We start from the raw sequence: 21903 nt of genomic DNA, 5'->3' as shown, positions 1-21903 counted from the left end.
GCAGCGGGCCTTCAACAGCGCGCCGTGAGCATCCGCCGTGTGAGTGACCTGTGCGCTGGTCACGGTTGCGGAAAGTTCTGCATCACGACTGCACAACGGCGAAAGCGGCCTCCAACCGAGTGGTTCTGGACACACCCGGTGACTCCGATGTGATCCTAGCGGCCGCAAGATCATTCCACACGGACCCGGCCCGGCGTGTCACCGGTATACCGTGACGACCATGCCGACCCCGCTTACCCAGGAGGCCCTCCGCAGCGCGCCGAAGGTGCTGCTGCACGACCACCTCGACGGTGGCCTCCGCCCCCAGACGGTGATCGAACTCGCCGACGCCTGCGGCCACCAGGGCCTGCCCACGACCGACCCGGTCGCCCTGGGCGCCTGGTTCCGCGACAACGCCAACTCGGGCTCCCTGGTCCGCTACCTCGAAGGCTTCGCGCACACGTGCGGCGTGATGCAGGACGAGGACGCGCTGGTGCGCGTGGCGTCCGAAGCCGTGCAGGACCTCGCCGCCGACGGCGTCGTCTACGCCGAGATCCGCTACGCGCCGGAGCTGTTCACGGACAAGTGCCTGAGCCTGGAGCAGGCCGTCGAGGCCGTGCAGGAGGGCTTCCGCCAGGGCGAGGCCGCGTCCGCGGGCCGGATCAGGGTCGGCACGCTGCTGTGCGCGATGCGCCAGAACGACGGGTGGCAGCGCATCGCCGACCTGGTGGTCCGCTACCGGGAGGCGGGCGTCGTCGGCTTCGACATCGCGGGCCCCGAGGCCGGGTTCCCGCCCAGCAAGGAGCTGTCCGCGTTCGAGTACCTGCGGCAGCAGAACGCCCACTTCACCATCCACGCGGCCGAGGCGGCGGGCGCCGAGTCGGCGTGGGAGGCCGTGCAGCTGGCGGGCGCGGAGCGGCTCGGCCACGGCGTGCGGCTGGCCGAGGACATCAAGGGCGACGAGGTCGGGCAGCTCGCCGCGTACGTGCGGGACCGGCGGATCGCGCTGGAGATGTGCCCGACGTCGAACGTGCACACCGGCGCCGTGCGGTCGCTGGCCGAGCACCCGATCAAGCGCATGGCCGAGCTGGGCTTCCGGGTCACCGTGAACACCGACAACCGGCTGATGAGCGACGTGTCGATGACCGGCGAGTTCGCCACCGTGGTCGAGCAGTTCGGCTTCGGCTGGGACGACCTGCGCAAGTTCACCGTCAACGCCGCGAAGGCCGCGTTCCTCACGCACGACGAGCGGCGCGCCCTGATCCAGGACGTGATCGAGCCCGCGTACGTCGCCCTCCAGCGGTAGGACGCCTGAACGACAGAGGTCGCGGGCTCCGACGGGGCCCGCGACCTCTTGTCTTGCTGTCCTTGCCGTGCGCGCTCAGCGGCACGACGACCGGCGCACGACGGCTAGTGCACCTTCAGCCGGTCCTCGAACGCCGCGACGAGGTTCCGCCACGCCACCTGCTCGTCGTCGAACGGCGCGCTCGGGGCCAACCGCGTGGGGTCGGGCTTCAGCACGTACGACACCAGCCAGCCCAGCCGCTCGGACTGGTTCAGCGCCACCTTCACGGTGTCGTCGTTCGCCCACTCGCCGGTGTCCTCCAGCAGCTCCACGACCAGGTCGAGCTGCGTGGGGTCGACCGCGTCCGGGCCGTCGGCGATGTCCTCGTCCAGGCCGGTGAGCACGTAGACGTTGTCCGGGTCGACCTGGACGTCCAGGTCGCCGCCGGTCGCCTTGGTGACCAGCTCGCCCCAGGTCGACACCTCGGCCAGGTCGTTGTCGTCGGCCTCCACGATGAACCGGGCCAGGGCGCGCGGCGACGTGAACACGTCGATCTTGCCCTTGCGGCCGAGGAACACCGGCTGGTCGTCGAGGTAGCAGCGCAGCGTGTAGTACTCGCCCGCCCCGCTGATGATCTTGATCGGGTCGATGCCGACCTCGCCCCAGAAGCCGACCGGCTCCTCGCCGTCCTCGTCGTCCTCGTCCTCGGTGTCGGCCGCCGCGGCGTTGGCCTCCTCGAACGCGGCCATCTCCTCCTGCGCGGCCTGGAGCGCGGTCTCGTCGACCTCCGGGGTGGTGATCACCTCGTCGATCGCGTCGAGCACCTCGTCCCACTTCTCGGCGACGACCTCGGCGATCTCGGTCCACAGCGCCTGACCCTCGCGGCCGGTGAACGGCAGCGTGCCCTGCGGGAGTAGCGAGAAGCCCTCCGCCGAGTCGAGGATCTCGTGCACCTTCTCGAGGTCGCACACGTCCGCCAGCGACCGCACGATCGACACCACGTCGGCCAGCTCGCCGATGACCCAGGTGTCGGGCTCCTCGGCGACCAGCTCCGGCACGCCGACCAGGTCGAACTGGTGGTTGTCGTCCGGCGACAGCTCACCGACCGACAGCGCGGGCACCACGTGCCACGCCGGGTGGTCGGTCAGGTCGTGCTCCTCGGCCTTGCGCACGAACGCCGCCAGGTGCGCGGCATCGGGGAACGCGTACAGGTCCTCCTCGTGGCCGAGGAATGCTTCCCACTCCTCGCCCTCTTCCCGCCAGCGCGGGGCCCACAGGGTGACCACATCACCCTGGGTGAGCCCCAGCTCGATCGGGACGATGTCCTGTGCCATCCGACCTCCCGGTCACGCCATGCCCCTTTGCGATGCGGGGGCAAGAGTACGGGGTCGATCACGCGCTACTGCCGTTGACCACGGAATGGGTCGGCGAAGTAGTCGTCGTCGTCCGTTTCCTCGGGCTCCGGACGGGGCGCGGGACGGTTCCCCTGCTGCCCCGCCCACGGTGGCGCGGGCTGTCCGGTGGGGCCGGTGGCGGTGGTCCCGGGCTCGGCGGGTGACGGGTGCGCGGGCCGTGGCTGGGCCCCTGACCAGCCGAAACTGCCCTGCTGGTGGGCAGGGCCGGGCCGGTTCGGCTCGACGGGGTGGCGCGGAGTGCCGGGTCGTCCGGGGTCGGCCGGGCGCGGTGGCGCGGCGGGTCGGCCCGGTTGCGCGTTCAAGTGCGGGCCGGGCCTGGCGGGTTCGGGAGGCCGCTGTCCGGCGAACGGCTGTGGTGCGGACCAGCCGGGATGGGCGGCGCCCGTCGACCGCGCGGCGCGCAGCGGCGGAGGGCCGGCGAACGCCTCCACCGTCATGGCCATGCTGTCGCCGAGCGACTTGGCCAATTCGTTGTAGCTCTTCTGCACGGCCGCGTCGGTCGCCAGCCGGGCCGTCTCGACGACCAGCCTGCCGATCGCGTCCGCGCCCTGCGCCAGCGCGTTCGGGTGCAGGTCGAGCGACGTCAGCTCACCCGTCGCGGTCGCGGTGGCCCGCGCCAGGCCGGTCGGGTGGTCGGCGGCGCCGGTGGTCCGGGCCAGGACCTCGGTCAGGCCTTCGGCCGCCGCGAGCCGTTCCTCCTGCGTCACCGCGAACTCCTCAGGTACGAGCCGCCGCCGAACCCGTCGTCGTCGGACCCGTCGTCCGGGCCGGGCTCGAACCCGATCTCCGCCAACGCCCGCACCGCCGCCGGGTCGGCCACCCGTTCCAGCGTCCGGTGCAGGCGGGACGCGGCGTCGCGGGACGCCCGCGCCGACACGCGCAGGATCTCGTCCGCCAACGCCCGCGGTCCCATCGTCAACGCCGCCGGCGACACCCGCACCTCCCGCGGTGGCCCGCCGGGCGCCGTGACGACCGTGACCGCGCCGTCCGGGGACGACGCCCGACCGAGCACGGGCCCGGTGCGCGCCACGTGCTCGGAAATCCGCCGCTCGGTGTCCGCGACCCGCTGGGCCGCCCGCTCCGCCTCGTCCACGTCCTCAGCCCGTCGGTCGGTAGAAACCCATGAAGCCCATGCCGCTGTTGCTGGTGCGGATCGGGTTGACCTGCACCGGGTCGCCCGCCTCCACCATCTGCCCGTTGCCGATCACCATCGCCACGTGCCCGTCCCACACCACCAGGTCGCCGGGCAGCAGCTGGTCCGGCGGCACGGACGCGCCCATCGCCTGCGACGACGCGGGCCGCGGGATGTCGAACCCGCCGCCCCCGTACGCCCACTGGGTGAGGCCGCTGCAGTCCGTGCCCTGCGGCGGGTTCGCGCCGCCCCACACGTACGGGGTGCCCAGCGCGGACAGCGCGTTGCGCACCGCCCGCGCGGCGGTCTCGTTCGGCGCTTCGGCGGAACTGCCGTCCGGCAGGTTTACGCCGACGCCGGTGCCGGGCTGCGGCGGGATGGCGACCGGCAGGCGTGGACCGACGGCACCGCCGCCGCCACCGCCTCCTCCGCCACCGCCGCCCCCTCCGCCCCCTCCGCCACCGCCGGCGCCACCACCGCCACCGGACGACGACTGGTTCCCGCCGTCACCACTCGTGGACGACGCGGACGACGCCGAAGACGTGGACGTGGTGCCGCCGCCCTCCGCGCCCAACGGGTCGCCGAGCCCGGCGAAGTCGGGGTGCTGCAAGCCCCGCAGCCGCGTGGCGACGTCGGTCAGCGCGGTGCGGACCTTGTCCAACTCCTGACCGGTCCGGCCCTCGTACTCGCGCGCCTTCGCGGTCACCTCGGCCGCCACCGCGAGCACGGCGCCGATCCCGCCGAACACCGACGACGCCGCGGCCGCCGCCAACCGGGGCCACGCCCAGCCGGTGAACTCGTCGATCAGGCCCTGGATCGCGGTCTTGCCGGAGTTCACCGCGTCGACCGCCGTCGTGGCGGCCTCCCGGGTGGCCGTCGCGTTGCGCGCCAACGTGCCCACGCCGCCCGAGAACGTCGAGACGCGCGCCTGGAACGCGTTCGCCTTCTCGCCGTACCAGTTCGCCAACGCCGCGTTCGCCGCGCCCGTGTGCCTGCCGTCGATCTCCGTCAACGCCGAGGAGGCCCGCCCGAACGCGTCGGCCGCGCTCGTCGCGCCGCCCGTGTCGCCCTCCAGCTTGGCCAGGTGGTCCTTCATGGGCTGGACCAGGCCCGCCAGGAATCCGCCGACGTCCACGTCAGACCCGGTAGGCCCGGTCGAGGTCGGCGCTGTTGCGTGCCTCCTGCTCCACGTACGCCTCGCCGGTCTGCCGCACGGCGGTCGCGAACGCCGCCAGCCCCGCCGACGCGGCGGCCACACCGTCCACTTGGGCCTGTGCCGCGGCCTGGAACGCCGCGCCCAGCCCGACCTCGTCCCCGACCCTGCCGAAGCTGCCCGAGGCCAACGACGTCGTGCCCGCCAACGTGGACGTGCCGACCGCGCCGACCTCGCTCGCCAGACCCGACGCCGCGCTGCCGTACGCCGACAGCGCCGCGGTGTCGACGCCGAAACCCTGTTCCACCCGAGTCCCCCTCTTGGTGCCGTGCGACCGCGATCCTGCCCCATCGGGAACCGCGATGTGCGGCGTTCGGCCAGATCCTGCCCCGATGGGCGGTACCACCGGAGGCGACGGCACCTGATCATGTGGTGGTGGGTGTTTTGCGCCATTGGGAGCGGATCGTGGCGTGGCTCGACCACCACGCCCCCTTGACCGGTTCGGCGTTCATCCCCCCGGAGGGCAACGCCGCCGTCGAGGCGCTGGCGCACGCGAGCGGGCTGGAGCCGCCGGACGAGCTCCGCGCGTGGTGGGCCGTCTGCGGCGGCACCGCGGACCTGGCGTTCGCCGAGGTGCTGCCGCCGTTCTACACCCCGCTCGGCCCGTCCAACTCGTTGCGCTCGTGGCGGTTGAAGGAGCGGTTCTGGCCCGCGGACCTCGACACGGAGGCGGGCACGGCGACGTCCGGCTTCCACCCGATGTGGCTGCCGATCGCGTTCGACGGGTGCGGCGACGCGTTGGCGGTCGACCTGAGGCCGGGCGTGCTGTCCGGGTGCGTGGTCGAGTGGGACCGCGAGGCGGGCGAGGTGCTGAAGCCCGAGTGGACCAGCCTGGACGAGATGCTGGACCAGGTCGCCACGGCCCTGGAGCACCGCGGCAGGCTCGGCCACTGCGAACCGCTCGTCACGACCGACGGCCGCCTGGGCTGGCGCACGAACTAGTGAAGGTTCGTCCTGGGCGTTGAACTCGGGTGTTCTGAACGCAGGACATGCGCGTGCTGAACGCAGGACTCGCGCGGTGATCACTCCGGTGGGTGAAATCCGGGCGTGCCGAGGTGTCGGGTCCGGGAAGTTGCTCTTGGCTGCTGGATGGGTGTCAAGGTCGACCTCACCAGGAGCCGGACATGCAGATCAGTCGCATTGGCGCGGTAGGCGCTGCCGTCGTTCTCGCCGTCGTCGCGATCGCGTGGGCGCCGAATGCGCAGCCGAGGCTCCAGGCCGAGGTGAACCCCGTGCGGCCGGTCGCGCCGAACGACGTGTACGCCGATCCGAGCCACGGGTTCCTGGTGCTGGTCGAGGGCGACGCCGGGCTGTACGAGAACGAGACGGAAGGCCCGGTCGCCGTGGGCGGCGACGTCCGCTTCCGCCAGTACAACGTGGGGCCCAACAACCCCGGCACCTACGTCCTGGCCCCTGACACCCAGCCGACCAGCTTCGTCGTGGGCGGTGCGATCGACTTCGCCGGGAGCACGGGCACGCTCAGCGTCCTGAACAACTCCTACGCCAAGATCGGTGACCTGACGGGCGCCGATGTGATCCCGTCCGGCGGCGTGACGTGGGTCGTGCCGGACGGCGCGGGCCCGAACACCTCACCGGGCGTGTCGATCCAGACCTCGCAGCCCGCCGAGTCGGTCGCGGGCGCGAGCGGGTTCGACTTCGCGTCGCTGTTCGCGACCTACCGGAGCCTCAACGCGGAGATGTTCGCGTGCCCGTCCACCGTGACGTTGACCGACCAGAACGGCCAGGGCCCGTGGAACGGCGCCGACCCCAACGCCACCCTCGGCCTCCAGCCGGGCCAGAACGTGCTGACCCTGACCCCCGAGCAGATCAGCACGCTGGACAACATCAACCCGCGCAACGGCTACCTCCAGCCCGGCGACCAGGCGTGGTTGATCATCAACGTCGACGTGTCCGGCGACTACACCTTCGACCCGCCGAACCCGAGCTGGCAGGGCAACGAGCCGTCGCAGCACGTGCTGTGGAACTTCACCACCTCGGGGACGATCACGCTGCCGCCGAACTCGCCCACGGTCTGGGGCACGATCTACGCGCCGAACGCCACCCTGGTCGACCTCAGCTCGTCCAACATCGAAGGCGCCGTGGTGGTCAAGGCGCTCGAGGCGGGCGGCGCGACGGGCGGCAGCGGCGGCGAGATCCACTACGCCCCGTTCGACAACATCGTCACCACCTGCACGAGCCCCACCACCACGACCACAACAACCACCACTACGACAACGACCACCACAACAACGACCACCACAACAACGACAACCACCGAGCCGACCACCACCACAACCGAACCCACTACGACGACCACCACGACGACCACTACGACCGAGCCCACCACCACGAGCACCACTACGACGACAACCCAACAACCCACCACCACGACCGAGCCGACCACCACGACGCAGCCCACAACGACCACCACGCAGCAGCCCACAACGACCACCACGACGCGGCCGACGACAACCACGACGCAGCCCACGACCACCACCGAGCCGACCACCACGACGACCGACACCACCGCCACGACGACGAGCGCCACCACGACGAGCGCCACCACGACGACCGGGACCACTACCGGGACCACCACCGGGACTACGACGACCGGCGTCACCACCGGCACGACGACCAGCGGCGCGACCAGCGGGACCACGAGTCGGCCGAGCGACGTCCACCCGACCCACCCCGGCCAACCGGGCGATGACGACCTGGCCGACACCGGAGCCCCGATCCGCGGCACCCTGGCCCTCGGCGGCCTCCTGCTGCTGACCGGCGCCGCCGCACTGGCCCTGACCAGGCTGCGCGACCGTCGGAGCTGACCCACCGGCCCGCGATCTCCGGTAGACTGGTAGTCGCAGCTCAGAGCACTCGCGGGAGGTGGCATGGCGGACGTCCACGACGTGGCCGCGGCCGTGCTCGACGCCACCGGGCCCGAGTCGCCGATGAAGCTGCAGAAGCTGCTCTACTACGCCCAGGCGTGGCACCTCGCCGAGCACGGCGAGCCGCTGTTCGACGCCCGGATCGAGGCGTGGCGGCGAGGTCCCGTGGTGCCCGAGGTCTACTACCGCCACCAGGGCCGGTCCGAGGTCTGCGCGTGGGAAGAGGGCGATCCGGGCAGGCTCACCGGACGTGAGTGCGCGGTCGTCGCGTCGGTGGTCGAGCGGTACGGCCACTTCACCCGGCACCAGTTGAGCGACATGGCGCACGACGAGGAGCCGTGGCGCTCGGCGCGCGGTGACCTGCCCGAGTCGGAGCCGAGCAGCGCGCCCCTCTCGCACGAGGTGATGGCCCGCTACTTCCGCAGGCTGACGAGCGGTGGCGAGGAAGCGATCGCCGAGGCCGTCGGCAGCGCCCGGCTGGAGGGCTTGGCCGTGCCGAACGACGTGGTGGCCACCATGCGTGCCGTCGCGGCGGGGGAGCTGACCGTGGACGAGGCGATCGCCCGGGAGATCGAGGCGCTGCGCCGGTAGTGGACGAAGACCCCTACCTGGACCCCGCGTCCGGGGTGCTGCGCAACAACCTGGGCCTGACCGACCCGGCCGAGTGCGACTTCGCCGAGACGCGGCTGAGCACGATGCGCGTCGAACAGCTCGCGATGGCGCCGCTGCCCGGCCTGTACGACTTGGCCCACCTGCGTGCCTTCCACCGCCGCATCTTCGGCGACTTCTACCCGTGGGCCGGTGAGCTCCGGCGGGTCAACATCGGCAAGTCGGCGTTGTTCGCCGCGTGGCAGCAGGTCGAGCCCTACGCGACCGGCGTGTTCGACGGTCTGAGGAGGGAGCGCTACCTGCGCGGCCTGCCGCGTGAGGCGTTCCTGGACCGGTTCGCGCACTACTTCGCCGAGGTCAACGCCGTGCACCCGTTCCGGGAGGGCAACGGGCGCGCGCAACGGGCGTTCTTCCGGCAGTTGGCGCGGGAGGCGGGCTGGAAGGTCGCCGTGCACACGCTGGACAGGACCGCGTTCATCGACGCGTGCGAGCAGAGCCTCACCCGGTCGGATGACGCGTTGCGCGACCTGTTCGACACGGTCTTGACCCCGGCCTGACCGGGTACCCGTGGCCATGACCAGCTACGAGCACCGGGCACCGGTCGAGATGGCCGCGGGAGAGCTGTTCGACTTCCTGTCGCGGCCCGGGAGCCTGCCCCAGCACCTGCCCGGTTTGTCCGGCTCCACCCCCCGCGTCGACCACGACCGCCGGCGCGTGTCCTGGGAGGAGGGCGGCTACCGGGGTGAGCTGACGGTCGTCGACGCCGGCGCGGGCCGCAGCGAGGTGACGATCGCCGTGGCCACCGAGGAACCCGGTGACGTGCAGCGGGAGCTGGAGGAGGCGCTCGCGGCCGTGGTGCACCGGGCCACCGCCGAAGCCGACGTCAAGGCCGCCTCGGAGCAGGACACCTGGTACTGATGTGATGCACGTCACTCTGCGGTGAGAACCTTTCCCGTGAACGGGGCGTCTTGCCGGGTGTGAACGAGGACCAGCTGGTCCGCGCCGTGGCCCGTGGCGACCGCGCGGCCTTCGAGGAGCTCTACCGCCGCACGTCGCCGTGGCTGGCCGTGCGCCTGCGCCGCCGGTGTGCCGACGAGCAGGTCGTGGCCGAGGTCATGCAGGAGACCTACCTGGCGGTGTGGCGTGCGGCGGGGTCGTTCGCGGGCGCGGCGGTCGACGGCACGGCGGTCGGGTGGCTGTGGACGATCGCGGCGCGGCGGCTGGTCGACGCGTTCCGCAAGCGCGCGCGCCAGGCCCGGCCGCTGCCCGCGGTCGAGGCCGCGCCCGCCGCCGCGCCCGCCGCCGAGGACGAGGTCCTGGCGGGCGCGTTGAGCGACGACGTCGGCGGCGCGTTGCGCGACCTCGCGCCGGAGCTGCGGCAGGTGTTGCAGGCGATGGTGCTGGACGGGCTGACCGTGCGGGAGACCGCGGTGCTGCTCGGGGTGCCCGAGGGCACCGTCAAGACCCGCGTCCGGCGCGCCCGGATCGCGATGCGGGAGGCACTGTCATGAGCGAGCACCCGAAGGCCGACTCGATCGCCCGGTACGCGTCGGGTGACGACCTGCCCGCCGACGTGCTGTGGGCGGTCGAGGCGCACCTGGAGGCGTGCCAGACGTGCCGTCTGCGGCTGGCCGACGCGGCTCCGCCGCAGGTCACGGTACTGACGGCGGCCGTGTGGGCGGGGTTGGAGCCGACCGCGACGCGGGCCGGCGCGCCGGCGGGCCGACGACGTCGGTTCGTCCGGTGGGCCACGCCGTCGTTGCTGCCGTGGCTGGCGATGACGGCGTTCGCGGTCCTGGCGGCGCTGGCGCTGGACGGCCTGCTGTCCGGGCGCTCGACGTCGTCCGCGGTGCTGTTGATCGCGCCGGTCGTGCCCGTCCTGGGTGTGGTCGCGGCCTGGTCGCGCGGCATGGACCCGGCGCACGAGCTGGTGGTGTCCACGCCCCGGGCCGGGCTGCAGCTGGTGCTGCGCCGCACGCTCGCGGTGCTGGCGGTCGTGCTGCCCGGGTTGCTGCTCGGCGGCTGGGCGACCGGCGCGTCGCCCGCGTACTGGCTGCTGCCGTGCCTGGCCGTCACGTCCGCGACCCTGGCGCTGGGCGGCGTGATCGGGGTGCGCCGGGCCGCCGTCGTCACCGCCACGTCCTGGACGGTGCTGGTGATCGGTCCGGCGGTGGTCGTCGGCGGCGAGCCCGGTGTGCTGACGCCGGCCGCGGCGCCGGTCTGGGCGGCGGTGCTCGTGGGGTGCGCCGCCGCCGTGTTCTTCAGGTCCGCGGCCTACGCGCGCCTGTGATGGAGGGGAAGCAGATGGCACGTGCGGTGAGCGCGGCGGAGGTCGCGCCGACGGGGTACGCCTGGCAGGTCGAGGCGCGGGGCCTGCGCGTGCGCGCGGGTCGCACGATGGCGGTGGACGGGCTGGACCTGCGGCTCGGCACGGGGGTGCACGGGCTGCTCGGGCCGAACGGCGCGGGGAAGACCACGTTGATCCGGTCGCTGGCGACCGTGGTGCGGCCCGCGTCCGGGACGTTGTCGGTGCTCGGCTCGTCGGTGTCGGGGCGGCCCGACCTGCGCCGGGTGCGTCGGTCGCTGGGCTACCTGCCGCAGGACTTCGGCTACTACAAGCGGTTCACGGTGCGCGAGTTCGTCGAGTACGTGGCGTGGCTGAAGGAGATGCCGAAGCGGGACGTGCCCGGCGCGGTGCAGCGGGCCGTGGAGCGGGTCGGGCTGGCCGATCGCGCCGACTCCCGGCTGAAGACGCTGTCCGGCGGCATGGTGCGGCGGGCGGGCATCGCGCAGGCGATCGTGAACGACCCGGAGGTGCTGCTGCTCGACGAGCCGACCGCCGGGCTCGACCCCGGTCAACGGGTCCGGTTCCGGGAGTTGTTGCAGGAACTGGGTTCCGACTCGTGCGTGGTCGTGTCGACGCACCTGGTCGAGGACGTCGCGGCGGCGTGCACGGACGTGGTGCTGATCAACAAGGGCCGGCTGGTGTTCCAGGGCACGCCCGACGACCTGGCCGCCGCGGGTGGGCCCGGCGACGTCGGCGACAGCCCGCTCGAACGCGGCTACTCGGCCCTGCTCGGTGGGGCGGGTGAGTGGTGAGGATTCTCGGGATCGAGCTCAGGCGGACCGCGGCGCTGGTCCTCGGCGCGCTCACGGTGCTCGTCGTGGTGGGCATGCTGCAATGGGGTCCGTCGATGAAGAACAGCGCCGCCTGGTCACGGCAGTGGTCGACGATGGCCGAGTGGGTCCGGTTCATGCTCATGATCGCCTGGCCGCTGGTGCTGGGCGGTGGGGCGTTGCAGGGCCTGCGGGACCGGCGGTCCGGGGTGGAGGAGCTGTTCGGCTCCACGCCGCGGCCCCGTGCCCAGCGGGTGGGGTGGACGCTCGGGGCGTTGGCGGCGGCGCTGGTCGCGGCGTACGCGGTGGTGCTCGCGGTCGGCGCGGCGCAGGTCGTGTCGGCGACGGACTACTTCCACCTCCGCTGGCTGCCGGTCGCGGTGGTGGGTGTGGTGGCCCTGGTGGCCGCGGCGGCGCTGGGCATGGGGCTGGCCAGGCTCGTGCCGTCCCTGTTGACGCCGCCGCTGCTGGCGGTCGGCGGGATGGCGCTGATGACCCTCGGGCTGGGCCCGACGGGGGAGGACACGCTCCGCTGGACGCTGCTGCTCCCGTCGTTGCCGATGCCGGTGACGGTGTACGCGTCGGTGCCGGGACCGGTGAGCGCGGTGCAGCTGCTGTGGTTCACCGGGGTGGCGCTGACGGGGTTCCTGCTGGTGGCGTCGCGGCGGCGGTGGGCGGGGCTGCTGCCCGTGCTGGTGGCCGGTGCGGTCGCGGCGCCGTTGATGCCGGCGTCGGCGACGGCGCGGGACGAGGTGGCGGCGGAGCTGGTGTGCGCGGAGCAACTGTGCCTGACGCGGGCGCACGAGCACGAGCGGGCGGCGTTGGCCGGACCCGCGCGGGAGGCGTTGCGCCTGCTGGCGAAGCTGCCGTCACCGCCGACGTCGGTGCGGGAGGTGGCGGCCGCGGTGCGGGGCAACCCGGAGCGCGGGCCGGAGTCGACGGAGGCCGTGTGGGTGAGCCTGGACGACTTCACCTACTTCCGCCGTGAACCCCCGACGCCCGAGCAGCTGACGGCGTACCTGGTGGCCGGCGCGGGCACGCGGACGTGCTACAGCGACCGCATCCCCCGTGAGGTGGGCCGGGAGGTGGCGGCGCGCACGGTGATGACGGCGTGGCTGACGGGCCGCGTCGAGCCGCTGCCCTCGTTCCGCCTGTGGTTGGGGGAGGAGATCGACGCGCTGACCGAGCGGGCGTGGGCGCACCTGCGCACGTTGCCCGAGCCCGTCCAGGCGGCGAGGGTCCAATCGGCCCGCGAGGTCCAGGCCGCGTGCGCCGGCGACGCCCTCGGTGTCCTGACCGGAGGTGCGGCGTGACGCGATGGGTGCTGCTCCACGCGCGGTCGCGGCAGGTGGCGGGAGCGGCGGTGGCCGTGGTGGTCGGGGTGGCGGTGCTCGCCGCGCTCGCCCAGCCGGACGGCAGCCCGCACCTCGCCGCGTTCGGCGCGGCGCTCGGGGTGGCCGCCGTCGCGGCCGGGCTCGGCGGGCACGACCTGGCGCTCGACCGCACGGCCGCGTTCGGCTGGCCGCCCCGCCGGGCCGCGCACCTGCTGCTCGGCGTCGGGATCGTCGCCGCACTGCTGCTCGCCGCCGGCCGGGTCGCCGACCCGATCGCCCCGGACGCCTTCGTGCTCCGCGACGTCCTCGGCCTCGGCGGCCTGGCGGCGCTCGGCGCGGTGCTCTTCGGCGCACGCGCCGCCTGGGCCCCGCCGGTCGGCTGGGCCGGCGTCACGCTCGTCGTCCCACCCACCGGCGACCACTGGCTCACCCGCCTGCTGACGTGGCCGGTGCAGCCGACCGGCACCACCTCCGCCACCACCACCGCGGTCGTGCTCGGCTGCGCCGGCCTGCTCGCCTACAGCTGGTTCGGCTGCCGCCGCTAGACGCCCATCGGGTGCCAGACCGTCTTCGTCTCCAGGAACGCCCGCAGGCGGGCCAGGTCGGGTTCGCGGGTGAAGTCCTCGGCCGGACGCGCCCGCAGCACGCGCTTCACCGTGCCCGCCGCCGCCCGCTCCAGGTCCGCCCGCGCGGCCTCCGGCGCACCGGTCAGGTCCAGCGCGTTCACGTCCGCGTGCGACGCCAGCCACGGCGCGATCTCCGCCGTCCGCCCGGTCAGCACGTTCACCACGCCACCCGGCAGGTCGGACGTCGCCAGCACCTCCGACAGCGTCACGGCGGGCAGCGGCCGGTCCTGCGAGCCGACGACCACGGCGGTGTTGCCGGTCGCGATCACCGGCGCCACCACGCTGATCAGCCCCAGCAGCGACGACTGCTGCGGCGCGAGCACCGCGACCACGCCCGTCGGCTCCGGCGTCGAGAACGAGAAGTACGGCCCGGCCACGGGGTTCGCCCCGCCCAGCACCGTGGCGACCTTGTCGGTCCAGCCCGCGTACCAGACCCAGCGGTCGATCGCCGCGTCCACGAGCGACTGCGCCTTCTTCGCCGCGACGCCCTCGCAGGCGGCGACCTCGGCGGCGAACTGCTCCCGCCGGCCCTCCAGCACCTCGGCCACCCGGTACAGCACCTGGCCGCGGTTGTACGCCGTCGCGCCCGACCAGCCCGGGAACGCCTTGCGCGCCGCCGCCACCGCGTCGCGGGCGTCCTTGCGCGAGCCCTGCGCGGCGTTGGCGAGGAACGCGCCCTTGGCGTCCACCACCGGGTACGACCGGCCGGACTCCGAGCGCGGGAACGCGCCGCCGATGTAGAGCTTGTACGTCTTCGCGACCGCGATCCGGTTCTCAGACATCGAGGTAGGCCTCCAGCCCGGTGCGGCCGCCCTCGCGGCCGAAGCCCGACTCCTGGTAGCCGCCGAACGGGGCGGTCGGGTCGAAGCGGTTGAACGTGTTGGCCCACACCACGCCGGCGCGCATCTTCTGCGCGGCCCACAGGATGCGGGACCCCTTCTCGGTCCAGATGCCCGCGGACAGCCCGTACGGCGTGTTGTTCGCCTTGGCCACGGCCTCGTCCGGCGTGCGGAACGTCAGCACCGACAGCACCGGCCCGAAGATCTCCTCGCGGGCGATCCGCATCGCCTGCGACACGTTGGAGAACACGGTCGGCGCGAAGTAGAAACCCTTGTCGGGCAACGGGCACGCGGACGTCCAGCGCTCCGCGCCCTCGGCGTCGCCGGACTCGACCAGCTGCTGGATCTTCGTCAGCTGCTCGCGCGAGTTGATCGCGCCGACGTCGGTGTTCTTGTCCAGCGGGTCGCCGACGCGCAGCGTGGAGATCCGCACGCGCAGCTTCTCCAGCAGCTCCTCGGCCACGGACTCCTGCACCAGCAGGCGGGAACCCGCGCAGCACACGTGGCCCTGGTTGAAGAAGATGCCGTTGACGATGCCCTCGACGGCCTGGTCGAGCGGCGCGTCGTCGAACACGATGTTCGCGGCCTTGCCGCCGAGTTCCAGGGTGAGCTTGCGGCCGGTGCCGGCGAGCTGCCGCTGGATGAGCTTGCCGACCTCGGTCGACCCGGTGAACGCGACCTTGTCGACGTCGGGGTGCGACGTGACGGCGGCGCCGACGTCACCCGCTCCGGGGAGGATGTTCACCACACCGGGCGGCAGGTCGGCCTGCTGGATGATCTCCGCGAGCACCAGCGCGGTCAGCGGCGTCGTCTCGGCGGGCTTCAGCACCACCGTGTTGCCGCACGCCAGCGCCGGCGCGATCTTCCACGCCGCCATCAGCAGCGGGAAGTTCCACGGGATCACCTGGCCGGCGACGCCCAGCGGCCTCGGGTCGGGCCCGTAGCCCGCGTAACCGAGCTTGTCGGCCCACCCCGCGTGGTAGAAGAAGTGCGCGGCGGCCGTGGGCACGTCCACGTCGCGCGACTCCTTGATGGGCTTGCCGTTGTCCAGCGACTCCAGCACCGCGAGCTCCCGCCCGCGCTCCTGGATCAGCCGCGCGATCCGGAAGATGTACTTGGCGCGCTCCGAGCCGGGCATCCTGCCCCAGACCCGGTCGTAGGCGCGGCGCGCGGCCTTCACGGCCTTGTCCACGTCCGCCGGCGCGGCCGTGCTGACCTCGGCCAGCACCTCCTCCGTGCCGGGGTTGACGGTCTTCAGCGGCTCACCGGCGCCCTCGACGAACTGGCCGTCGACGAACATCCGGTAGGTCGGCTTGAGGTTCGCGATGTCCCGCGACTCGGGCGCGGGCGCGTATTCCCACATGGTCAGTCCACCGTCACGTAATCGGGGCCGCTGTAGTGGCCCTCCAACTGGGTGCGCCGCTGCATCAGCAGGTCGTTGAGCAGCGTGGAGGCGCCGAACCGGAACAGGTCCGCGGTCAGCCACTCGGGCCCGGCCACCTCGTTCACCGCGACCAGGTACTTGATCGCGTCCTTGGTGGTGCGGATGCCGCCGGCCGGCTTCACGCCTCGTCTCTCACCCGTCTGGGTGTGCCAGTCGCGGACGGCCTGCAGCATCACGTGCGTGACGGGCAGCGTCGCGGCGGGCGACACCTTGCCGGTGGAGGTCTTGATGAAGTCGCCGCCCGCGAGCAGGCCGAGCCAGGACGCGCGGCGCACGTTGTCGTAGGTCGCCAGCTCGCCGGTCTCCAGGATGACCTTGAGGTGCGCGTCCCCGCAGGCGTGCTTGACCTGCACGATCTCGTCGAACACCTGCCCGTAGCGGCCGGACAGGAACGCGCCGCGGTCGATCACCATGTCGATCTCGGTGGCGCCCGCGTCCACCGCGAACGCGGTGTCCTCCAGCTTCACCTTCAGGCTGGACCGGCCGGACGGGAACGCGGTGGCGACGCTGGCCACGTTGATGCCGGTGCCCTGGAGCTCCTTGACCGCCGTCTCCACCATGTCGGGGTACACGCAGACGGCGGCGACCTTCGGCACGTCGGGGCGCTCCGGGTCGGGCCGGCGGGCCTTCGCCGCCAGCGACCGCACCTTGCCGTGCGTGTCCGCGCCTTCCAGCGTGGTCAGGTCGACCATGCTGATCGCGGTGTCGATGGCCCACATCTTGCCGGCCTTCTTGATGCTGCGGGTGCCCAGACCGGCCGCGCGCTGTTCGACGCCGACCTGGTCCACACCGGGCAGTCCGTGCAGGAACCGGCGCAGCGACGCGTCGTCGCGGACGGCGTCCGCGAGCGCCGGGGGCAGCGACGGCGATGTCGATGGAGCAGCCATGTCGCCGAGTCTAGGCGGAGTGGGACGGGCGTCCTAGTTGAGTCGGCGCGGGGGTGCGGCCGTTCGTCGGCGGGGCGTTCGGCCACCCGCGCGAGGTGAGCGCGAGGGTGAGCGAAGCGTGAGCGGCGGCTAGTTGCATCCACCCCATCGGCAACCGAAGGGGGCACCACGTGTCAGGACGGTTAACCAGAGTGCTGTTGGCGGCGCTGCTCGGCGTCGCGGCGTTCGCGGGGGCGGCGGAGGCGGCGGCGCAGCCGGCCAAGCCCGCCGACGACCAGTCGGCGCAAGTTCAGCCGGGGCAGGTCCAGTCGGGGCAGGTCCGGCCGGGGCAGCAGGAGCGGGAGCTGAGCGGCCTCGCCATCATCAGCCAGGCGCCCGAGGCCAACGGCAAGTGCCTCGACGTCTACAACGCGGGCGGCGGTCCGCAGATCCAGATGTGGTGGTGCAACGGCTGGAACAACCAGGACTGGGACATCGCCACCGGCCCCCACGGCTACTGGCGGCTGCGCCCGTACTCGAACCTGAACATGTGCCTCGACGCGTACAAGGGCCGGGGCGTGCAGGTCGTCCAGTACCGCTGTGACTCGACCAGGACCCAGGAGTTCACGCGCGAGGCCTACCAGGGCGCCTACCGGTACCGCTCGCTGAGCAGCCCGAGCCTGTGCCTGGACATCTACGACCACGGCCGGGGCACCACCGTGCAGATGTGGGACTGCCGGGACGTCCAGCACCAGTACTTCTACTGGCAGGGGCAGTAGCCGTCAGCGGCGGCGCAGCGGTGCCGTGACCTCGTCGTCCTCGGCGAGGCGGGGCGCGCGCTGCGCCGCCGTGCCCACGTGCAGCGGTTCGGTGACGTCGTCGACCACGACCGCCGAGGGCGCGTACCGGGCCGCCGTGCCGGTGCGCTTCAGCTTCTGCCACGGCAGCCGCGCGCCGGCGATGGCGGTGATCACGGACTGGATCACGACGAGGTACATGAGCTGCCGGTACACGACCGGCTGGAGGGCCACGGCCCACAGCGGGCGCAGGCTCTCCCGGTCCAGCCGGAACGCGATCACGGCGGGCACCAGCTGCAGGACCAGGAACCCGAGCCACGCCGCCGCGCCGCGCACCGGGTCGGTGAACAGGCTGAGCACGGCGAACACGTCGATCACGGGCGCCAGCACGGGCAGCACGACCTGGTACAGCGCGAGGTACGGCAGCCCGCGCCGGCCCAGCCGACCGCCCAGGCCGCGTTCCCGCACCGCGCCGCGGTGCTTCCACATCGCCTGCAACGTGCCGTAGCACCAGCGGTAGCGCTGGCGCCACAGCTGGCCGAGCGTGGCGGGCGCCTCGGTCCACGCGCGGGCCGACTCGCGGTACGTGACCGCCCAGCCCGCCCGCTCCAACGCCATCGTGAGATCGGTGTCCTCGGCCAGCGTGTCCTCCGGCACGCCCCCGACCTGCCGCAACGCGCTCAACCGGAACCCGCCGACGGCGCCGGGCACGGTCGGCATGCACTCCATGACGTCGTACATGCGCCGGTCGAGGTTGAACCCGATCACGTACTCGATGTGCTGCCAGCGGCCGAGCAGGCCGTCCCGGTTGCCGACCTTCGCGTTGCCCGACACCGCGCCCACGTCCGGGTCGGCGAACGGCTCGACCAGCTCGGCGACGGTGTCCGGCTCCAGCACCGTGTCGCCGTCCACCATCACCACGAGCTCGGTGCGGCAGTGCGCCAGGCCCGTGTTCAACGCGGCGGCCTTGCCCGCGTTGGCCTGCCGGATCAGCGTCACGCCGGGCAGGCCGAGGGACCGGACGACCTCGCTGGTGCGGTCGGTCGACCCGTCGTCCACCACGATCACCCGCACGTCCGCGGTGCTCGCCAGGATGGTGCGCAGGGTCGCCTCGATGCCCGCTTCCTCGTTGTACGCGGGCACGAGCACGGTCACGGGTTGGCGCGGCAGCCGCCGCGCGTGCCGGCCGACCCGCCGGGCCCGGCGCGCGTGGATGCCAGTGGTGCCGAGCAGCAGCGCCGCCCGCAGCAGCGCCAGCACGCTGGAGACGACGACCAGCCACGTCATCAGCTCGGTGGTCGCGGCGGCGGCGCGCACGGCCAGCGACACCGCCGTGCCCTCCGCCTGCTCCACGGCGCTCGCCGCGCGCGGCACCTGCACGCCCAGCGCGTCGCCGGCCGTGCGGAACTGGCGGCCCTGCTCGCGCAGCTTCGGGATCAGCTGTTCCACCGCCGCCACGGTCTGCGACCGGTCGCCGCCGCCGTCGTGCGCCAGCAGCACCACGCCGCGCCGGTCGGACGGGGTGCCGGCGGCCACGATCGCGTCGACGCCGGGGTTGCGCCAGTCCTCGGTGTCGTGGGTGGACAGCAGCACCAGGTGCCCGGACGCCACCATCCGCTCCACGGCGGCGAGGTCGTCGTTGTCCAGCGCGTCCGGGCGGGCCGAGTAGGGCGGCCGCACGAGGCTGCTCGCCCGCCCCGTCGCGGCGGCCACCACGAGCTGCGTCTGGCCCAGCTCCAACGCCGTGCGCGCCTCGCCGACCGTGCCGAGGTCGACGTGGGTGAACGTGTGCAGCCCCACCTCGTGGCCCTCGTCGGCCATGCGCTCGACCAACTCCGGGTGGCGCGCGGCGGCGACCCCGGTGACGAAGAACGTGGCCTTCGCGTTGTTGCGCCGCAGCACGTCCAGCACCTGCGGCGTCCAGTGCGGGTCGGGGCCGTCGTCGAAGGTCAGCACGACCGCGCCGTCCGGCACCGCGCGGGACGTCAGGCCGGTGCCGTCCGAGCCGATCAGCGGGCCGCCCGTGCGGACCGCGTCGGGCACCCGGTCCGCGGGACCGGCCGACGGCGCCTCGCCCTGCCCGACCCGCTGCACCACCAGGACGTCGAGCAGCAGGAAGGCGAGCAGGACCACCAGCGACAGCGCCAGCAGCAGCCAGTGCGCGCGTGGTGACGGAAGGTGGGCGCGCATCAGCCCTTGCCGGCGGACGTCGGCCGGTTCGCCGCGCCCGGCGCCTCGGACCGGCGGCCCTGGGTCGGCTTCTCGGTCTTCGGGGCGGCCGTGGTCCCGACCGTCGTGGTCGGCTCGACGTCGTCGGTCGTGGGGGTGGTCTCGGCGTCGGTCACCGGACGGGCGGGCCGCGCGGTGGTCGTCGTGGTGACGGCCGCGGTGGTGGCGACGACCGGTGTCTCGTCCTCCGGCACGGGCAGCAGCGCGGACCGGTTCACCGGGCCGCCCGCGAGGGCGACGGCGAGCAACGTCAGGTAGGCGAGCACGCAGGTCACGGCAACGCCGATGACGACGCGCAGGACCCATCGGCGGCGGCCGGACGGGTCGACGAACACGGGGCTGGTCATGGGCTCGCAGGGGACGGCGGCGGGGACGTCGAAGGGTAGCCGCCGGCCGTCCCCGCGACTAGCCCTCCAGCTCGTCGTGCCGCTGCTTGCCCTTCAGCTTCTTCTTCTTGGGGCGCTTGACCTCGACGGCGCCCATCATCGCGAAGCCCGTGATGCGCACGACCGGCCCGCCGGGGATGGTCGGCGCGCCCTTGTAGGTGAGGTCCTCGAACGCGCCCATGAAGCCGACGCCGTCGACCCGGACGGTGATGTCCTCGGGCACGATGATCTCCACGCCGCCCATGAGGGCGTAGGCGTTGATCGTGGTCTCGCCCTGCGCGAAGCGGGCCTTGGTCAGGTCGAGCTGGACGCCGCCCATGATCGCCACCGCGGTGTGCGTCGGCGGCACCACCCACTCGCCCCGCCGGTCCACGCCCGACCAGAACGCGAACGAGGCCGTCGAGCCGGGCGTCCCGCCGATGCGCGAGGCGGGCGCGTTGTGCTGGACGGGCAGGGGTAGCACGGCGGGCGCCGGCACGCCGAGGTCGGCGGTCAGCGGCACGAGGTCGCCGTACGTCTTCGCCGCGTACACCGCGCCCAGGCGCTCGTCCAGCTCGTGCAGGTCCAGGCGGCCCTCGCCGTGCGCCTGCTGGAGCACTCTGGCGACCTTCTCGCGGTCGGCGTCCGAGGCGCGCATCTGACGGGGGTCCGGCACCAGCTCGTCGCTCACGAGGGTGAGTCTAGGAGGACGCGGGCTTCGGGACGACGAGTCGGGCGGACGTCGTCGGGAGTCGGCGCGGAGGCGGCGGTCGGGAAGGGAATTCCGACAACGCGCCCGGAATCCGGCGTCGATGTCACCGAAATGGTCCTTGCCATTCGGCGCGGGCGACGTGAACCTTGGCGGTTCACCCATCGTGGAGGAGATGTGTCGCCACCCGTGTCGGCGAAGGACGATTGGCCCGCATCGACATTGCTGCACCGACTGCGTCCGGAATTCCGCGATGAGTTGCTGCGACTCGGTTCGGCGCGCGCGTACCCGCCGGGTGAATCGCTGCTCCGGTACGGCGACCGCGACAACCACGTGGTGCTGCTGCTGGACGGCGTGGTGAAGGTGGTAGTGGACTCCGCGGTGGGCAAGGAGGCGGTGCTGGCCGTCCGGGTCGGCGGCGACCTGGTCGGCGAGCTCGCGGCCATCGACGGCGGCGCGCGGTCGGCCACCGTGATCGCGTGCGGCCACGTCCGGACGAGGGTGGTCGGGCGGGTCGAGTTCGACGCCTTCCTCCGCCGTTCGCCCGACACCGCGCACGAGATCTCGCGGATGATCACCGAGCGGCTGCGCTGGTCGGACCGGCGCCGGGTCGACTTCGTGGCCCGGTCGGCGGCGGGACGGCTCGCCAAGGTGCTCCTGGAGATCGCCGACGGGTACGGGCGGGTCGTGGACGACGGCTGCGAGCTCGACGTGTCGCTGACCCAGGTCGAGCTGGGCTCGCTGGCGGGCCTGGCGAAGCGCACGGTGGAGAAGCACATGGCCGACCTCCAGGCGGCGAAGCTGATCGAGGCGCGTTATCGCCACATCAGGCTGCTGGACGTCGTGGGGTTGCGAGAAGTAGCCGGATTGTCCACGTGAATTCCGCCGTTGTGCGGAGTCATTGCACGGATCGCGTAACACAGTAGGGGTCGGCGTCACGCGGTGGCGTCGTTGGAGGCATTGCGCGGCCATCCAGGTGGCGAATCCCGGCGGACCGAACATCCGGCACACCGACGTGCCGAATTCGGTGTGCCCGAACGCGCCGGTCAGGTGTCGGAG

General features: G+C 73.0%; 24 protein-coding genes. 13 read left to right on the top strand and 11 right to left on the bottom strand.

Annotation, left to right across the window (positions count from 1 at the left end):
• The first annotated feature begins 220 nt into the window (after positions 1–220).
• Complete coding sequence (locus ACRAKH_RS31155) at positions 221–1285, top strand: adenosine deaminase (protein ID WP_380725243.1); 1065 nt, start codon at positions 221–223, stop codon at positions 1283–1285.
• Between the two features lie 104 nt (positions 1286–1389).
• Here the strand turns inward: ACRAKH_RS31155 and ACRAKH_RS31150 are convergent, their stop codons facing one another.
• The 5 genes from ACRAKH_RS31150 to ACRAKH_RS31130 form a co-directional block, all read right to left on the bottom strand.
• The gene (locus ACRAKH_RS31150) at positions 1390–2598 is read right to left on the bottom strand and encodes a primosomal protein (RefSeq protein ID WP_380725241.1); all 1209 of its coding nucleotides are present in this window, start codon (positions 2596–2598) and stop codon (positions 1390–1392) included.
• 65 nt (positions 2599–2663) lie between these two features.
• A complete protein-coding gene (locus ACRAKH_RS31145; protein WP_447009466.1) occupies positions 2664–3386 on the bottom strand; it encodes a hypothetical protein in 723 nt (240 codons plus the stop codon).
• Entirely contained in the window at positions 3383–3772 is a 390-nt protein-coding gene (locus ACRAKH_RS31140; protein WP_380725237.1) for a hypothetical protein, read from the bottom strand. Before ACRAKH_RS31140 ends, ACRAKH_RS31145 begins: the two co-directional genes overlap by 4 nt.
• 4 nt (positions 3773–3776) lie before the next feature.
• Complete coding sequence (locus tag ACRAKH_RS31135; protein WP_380725235.1) at positions 3777–4946, bottom strand: C40 family peptidase; 1170 nt, start codon at positions 4944–4946, stop codon at positions 3777–3779.
• 1 nt (position 4947) lies between these two features.
• Complete coding sequence (locus ACRAKH_RS31130) at positions 4948–5271, bottom strand: hypothetical protein (RefSeq protein WP_380725233.1); 324 nt, start codon at positions 5269–5271, stop codon at positions 4948–4950.
• Between the two features lie 128 nt (positions 5272–5399).
• On the opposite strand from ACRAKH_RS31130, the gene ACRAKH_RS31125 reads away from it, so the two are divergent.
• From ACRAKH_RS31125 to ACRAKH_RS31080, 10 genes are all read left to right on the top strand, one after another.
• Complete coding sequence (locus ACRAKH_RS31125; RefSeq protein WP_380725231.1) at positions 5400–5966, top strand: SMI1/KNR4 family protein; 567 nt, start codon at positions 5400–5402, stop codon at positions 5964–5966.
• 182 nt (positions 5967–6148) lie between these two features.
• Positions 6149–7849: a collagen-binding domain-containing protein gene (locus tag ACRAKH_RS31120; protein WP_380725229.1), complete on the top strand. Its 1701-nt coding sequence runs from the start codon at positions 6149–6151 to the stop codon at positions 7847–7849.
• A gap of 63 nt (positions 7850–7912) precedes the next feature.
• Complete coding sequence (locus tag ACRAKH_RS31115) at positions 7913–8500, top strand: type II toxin-antitoxin system antitoxin SocA domain-containing protein (RefSeq protein WP_380725227.1); 588 nt, start codon at positions 7913–7915, stop codon at positions 8498–8500.
• Positions 8500–9075, top strand: coding sequence for a Fic/DOC family protein (locus ACRAKH_RS31110; protein ID WP_380725225.1), 576 nt, complete (start codon positions 8500–8502; stop codon positions 9073–9075). Before ACRAKH_RS31115 ends, ACRAKH_RS31110 begins: the two co-directional genes overlap by 1 nt.
• A 16-nt stretch (positions 9076–9091) precedes the next feature.
• Positions 9092–9436, top strand: a complete 345-nt coding sequence (locus ACRAKH_RS31105) for an SRPBCC family protein (RefSeq protein WP_380725223.1) — start codon at positions 9092–9094, stop codon at positions 9434–9436.
• Positions 9437–9495: 59 nt separating this feature from the next.
• Complete coding sequence (locus ACRAKH_RS31100) at positions 9496–10029, top strand: RNA polymerase sigma factor (protein WP_447009465.1); 534 nt, start codon at positions 9496–9498, stop codon at positions 10027–10029.
• Complete coding sequence (locus tag ACRAKH_RS31095; protein ID WP_380730339.1) at positions 10026–10808, top strand: zf-HC2 domain-containing protein; 783 nt, start codon at positions 10026–10028, stop codon at positions 10806–10808. The genes ACRAKH_RS31100 and ACRAKH_RS31095 overlap by 4 nt, the downstream gene beginning before the upstream one ends.
• A gap of 14 nt (positions 10809–10822) precedes the next feature.
• The gene (locus tag ACRAKH_RS31090; protein ID WP_380730337.1) at positions 10823–11617 is read left to right on the top strand and encodes an ABC transporter ATP-binding protein; all 795 of its coding nucleotides are present in this window, start codon (positions 10823–10825) and stop codon (positions 11615–11617) included.
• Complete coding sequence (locus ACRAKH_RS31085; protein ID WP_380730335.1) at positions 11614–12948, top strand: hypothetical protein; 1335 nt, start codon at positions 11614–11616, stop codon at positions 12946–12948. Before ACRAKH_RS31090 ends, ACRAKH_RS31085 begins: the two co-directional genes overlap by 4 nt.
• Entirely contained in the window at positions 12945–13514 is a 570-nt protein-coding gene (locus tag ACRAKH_RS31080; RefSeq protein WP_447009464.1) for a hypothetical protein, read from the top strand. The genes ACRAKH_RS31085 and ACRAKH_RS31080 overlap by 4 nt, the downstream gene beginning before the upstream one ends.
• Here the strand turns inward: ACRAKH_RS31080 and ACRAKH_RS31075 are convergent.
• The 3 genes from ACRAKH_RS31075 to deoC are packed head-to-tail and all read right to left on the bottom strand — an operon-like array spanning position 13511 to position 16765.
• Positions 13511–14377, bottom strand: a complete 867-nt coding sequence (locus ACRAKH_RS31075; RefSeq protein ID WP_380729778.1) for an aldehyde dehydrogenase family protein — start codon at positions 14375–14377, stop codon at positions 13511–13513. The two genes, ACRAKH_RS31080 and ACRAKH_RS31075, sit on opposite strands and share 4 nt — an antisense overlap.
• Entirely contained in the window at positions 14370–15803 is a 1434-nt protein-coding gene (locus tag ACRAKH_RS31070; protein ID WP_380729781.1) for an aldehyde dehydrogenase family protein, read from the bottom strand. Before ACRAKH_RS31070 ends, ACRAKH_RS31075 begins: the two co-directional genes overlap by 8 nt.
• Positions 15800–16765 carry a deoxyribose-phosphate aldolase gene (gene deoC, locus ACRAKH_RS31065; RefSeq protein ID WP_380729776.1) on the bottom strand — a complete coding sequence of 322 codons (966 nt, stop codon included), beginning with the start codon at positions 16763–16765 and terminating at the stop codon, positions 15800–15802. Before deoC ends, ACRAKH_RS31070 begins: the two co-directional genes overlap by 4 nt.
• Before the next feature lie 191 nt (positions 16766–16956).
• Here deoC and ACRAKH_RS31060 point away from each other — a divergent pair, with 191 nt between their 5' ends.
• Positions 16957–17523, top strand: a complete 567-nt coding sequence (locus tag ACRAKH_RS31060) for an RICIN domain-containing protein (protein WP_380729774.1) — start codon at positions 16957–16959, stop codon at positions 17521–17523.
• A gap of 3 nt (positions 17524–17526) precedes the next feature.
• Here ACRAKH_RS31060 and ACRAKH_RS31055 read toward each other — a convergent pair whose 3' ends face one another.
• The 3 genes from ACRAKH_RS31055 to ACRAKH_RS31045 are packed head-to-tail and all read right to left on the bottom strand — an operon-like array spanning position 17527 to position 20826.
• Positions 17527–19731 (bottom strand): bifunctional polysaccharide deacetylase/glycosyltransferase family 2 protein, encoded by a 2205-nt coding sequence (locus tag ACRAKH_RS31055; protein WP_447009463.1) that lies wholly within the window; start codon positions 19729–19731, stop codon positions 17527–17529.
• Positions 19731–20117: a hypothetical protein gene (locus tag ACRAKH_RS31050; RefSeq protein ID WP_380728671.1), complete on the bottom strand. Its 387-nt coding sequence runs from the start codon at positions 20115–20117 to the stop codon at positions 19731–19733. The genes ACRAKH_RS31055 and ACRAKH_RS31050 overlap by 1 nt, the downstream gene beginning before the upstream one ends.
• A 58-nt stretch (positions 20118–20175) precedes the next feature.
• Positions 20176–20826 carry a DUF1707 SHOCT-like domain-containing protein gene (locus ACRAKH_RS31045; RefSeq protein ID WP_380728673.1) on the bottom strand — a complete coding sequence of 217 codons (651 nt, stop codon included), beginning with the start codon at positions 20824–20826 and terminating at the stop codon, positions 20176–20178.
• Positions 20827–21102: 276 nt separating this feature from the next.
• On the opposite strand from ACRAKH_RS31045, the gene ACRAKH_RS31040 reads away from it, so the two are divergent.
• Positions 21103–21723 (top strand): Crp/Fnr family transcriptional regulator, encoded by a 621-nt coding sequence (locus ACRAKH_RS31040; protein WP_380728675.1) that lies wholly within the window; start codon positions 21103–21105, stop codon positions 21721–21723.
• The last annotated feature ends 180 nt before the right edge of the window (positions 21724–21903 follow it).

The sequence above is a fragment of the Saccharothrix hoggarensis genome, from assembly GCF_052936025.1.
Note: the sequence above shows the minus strand (reverse complement) of the source record. Positions and strands in the feature narration are given on the sequence as shown.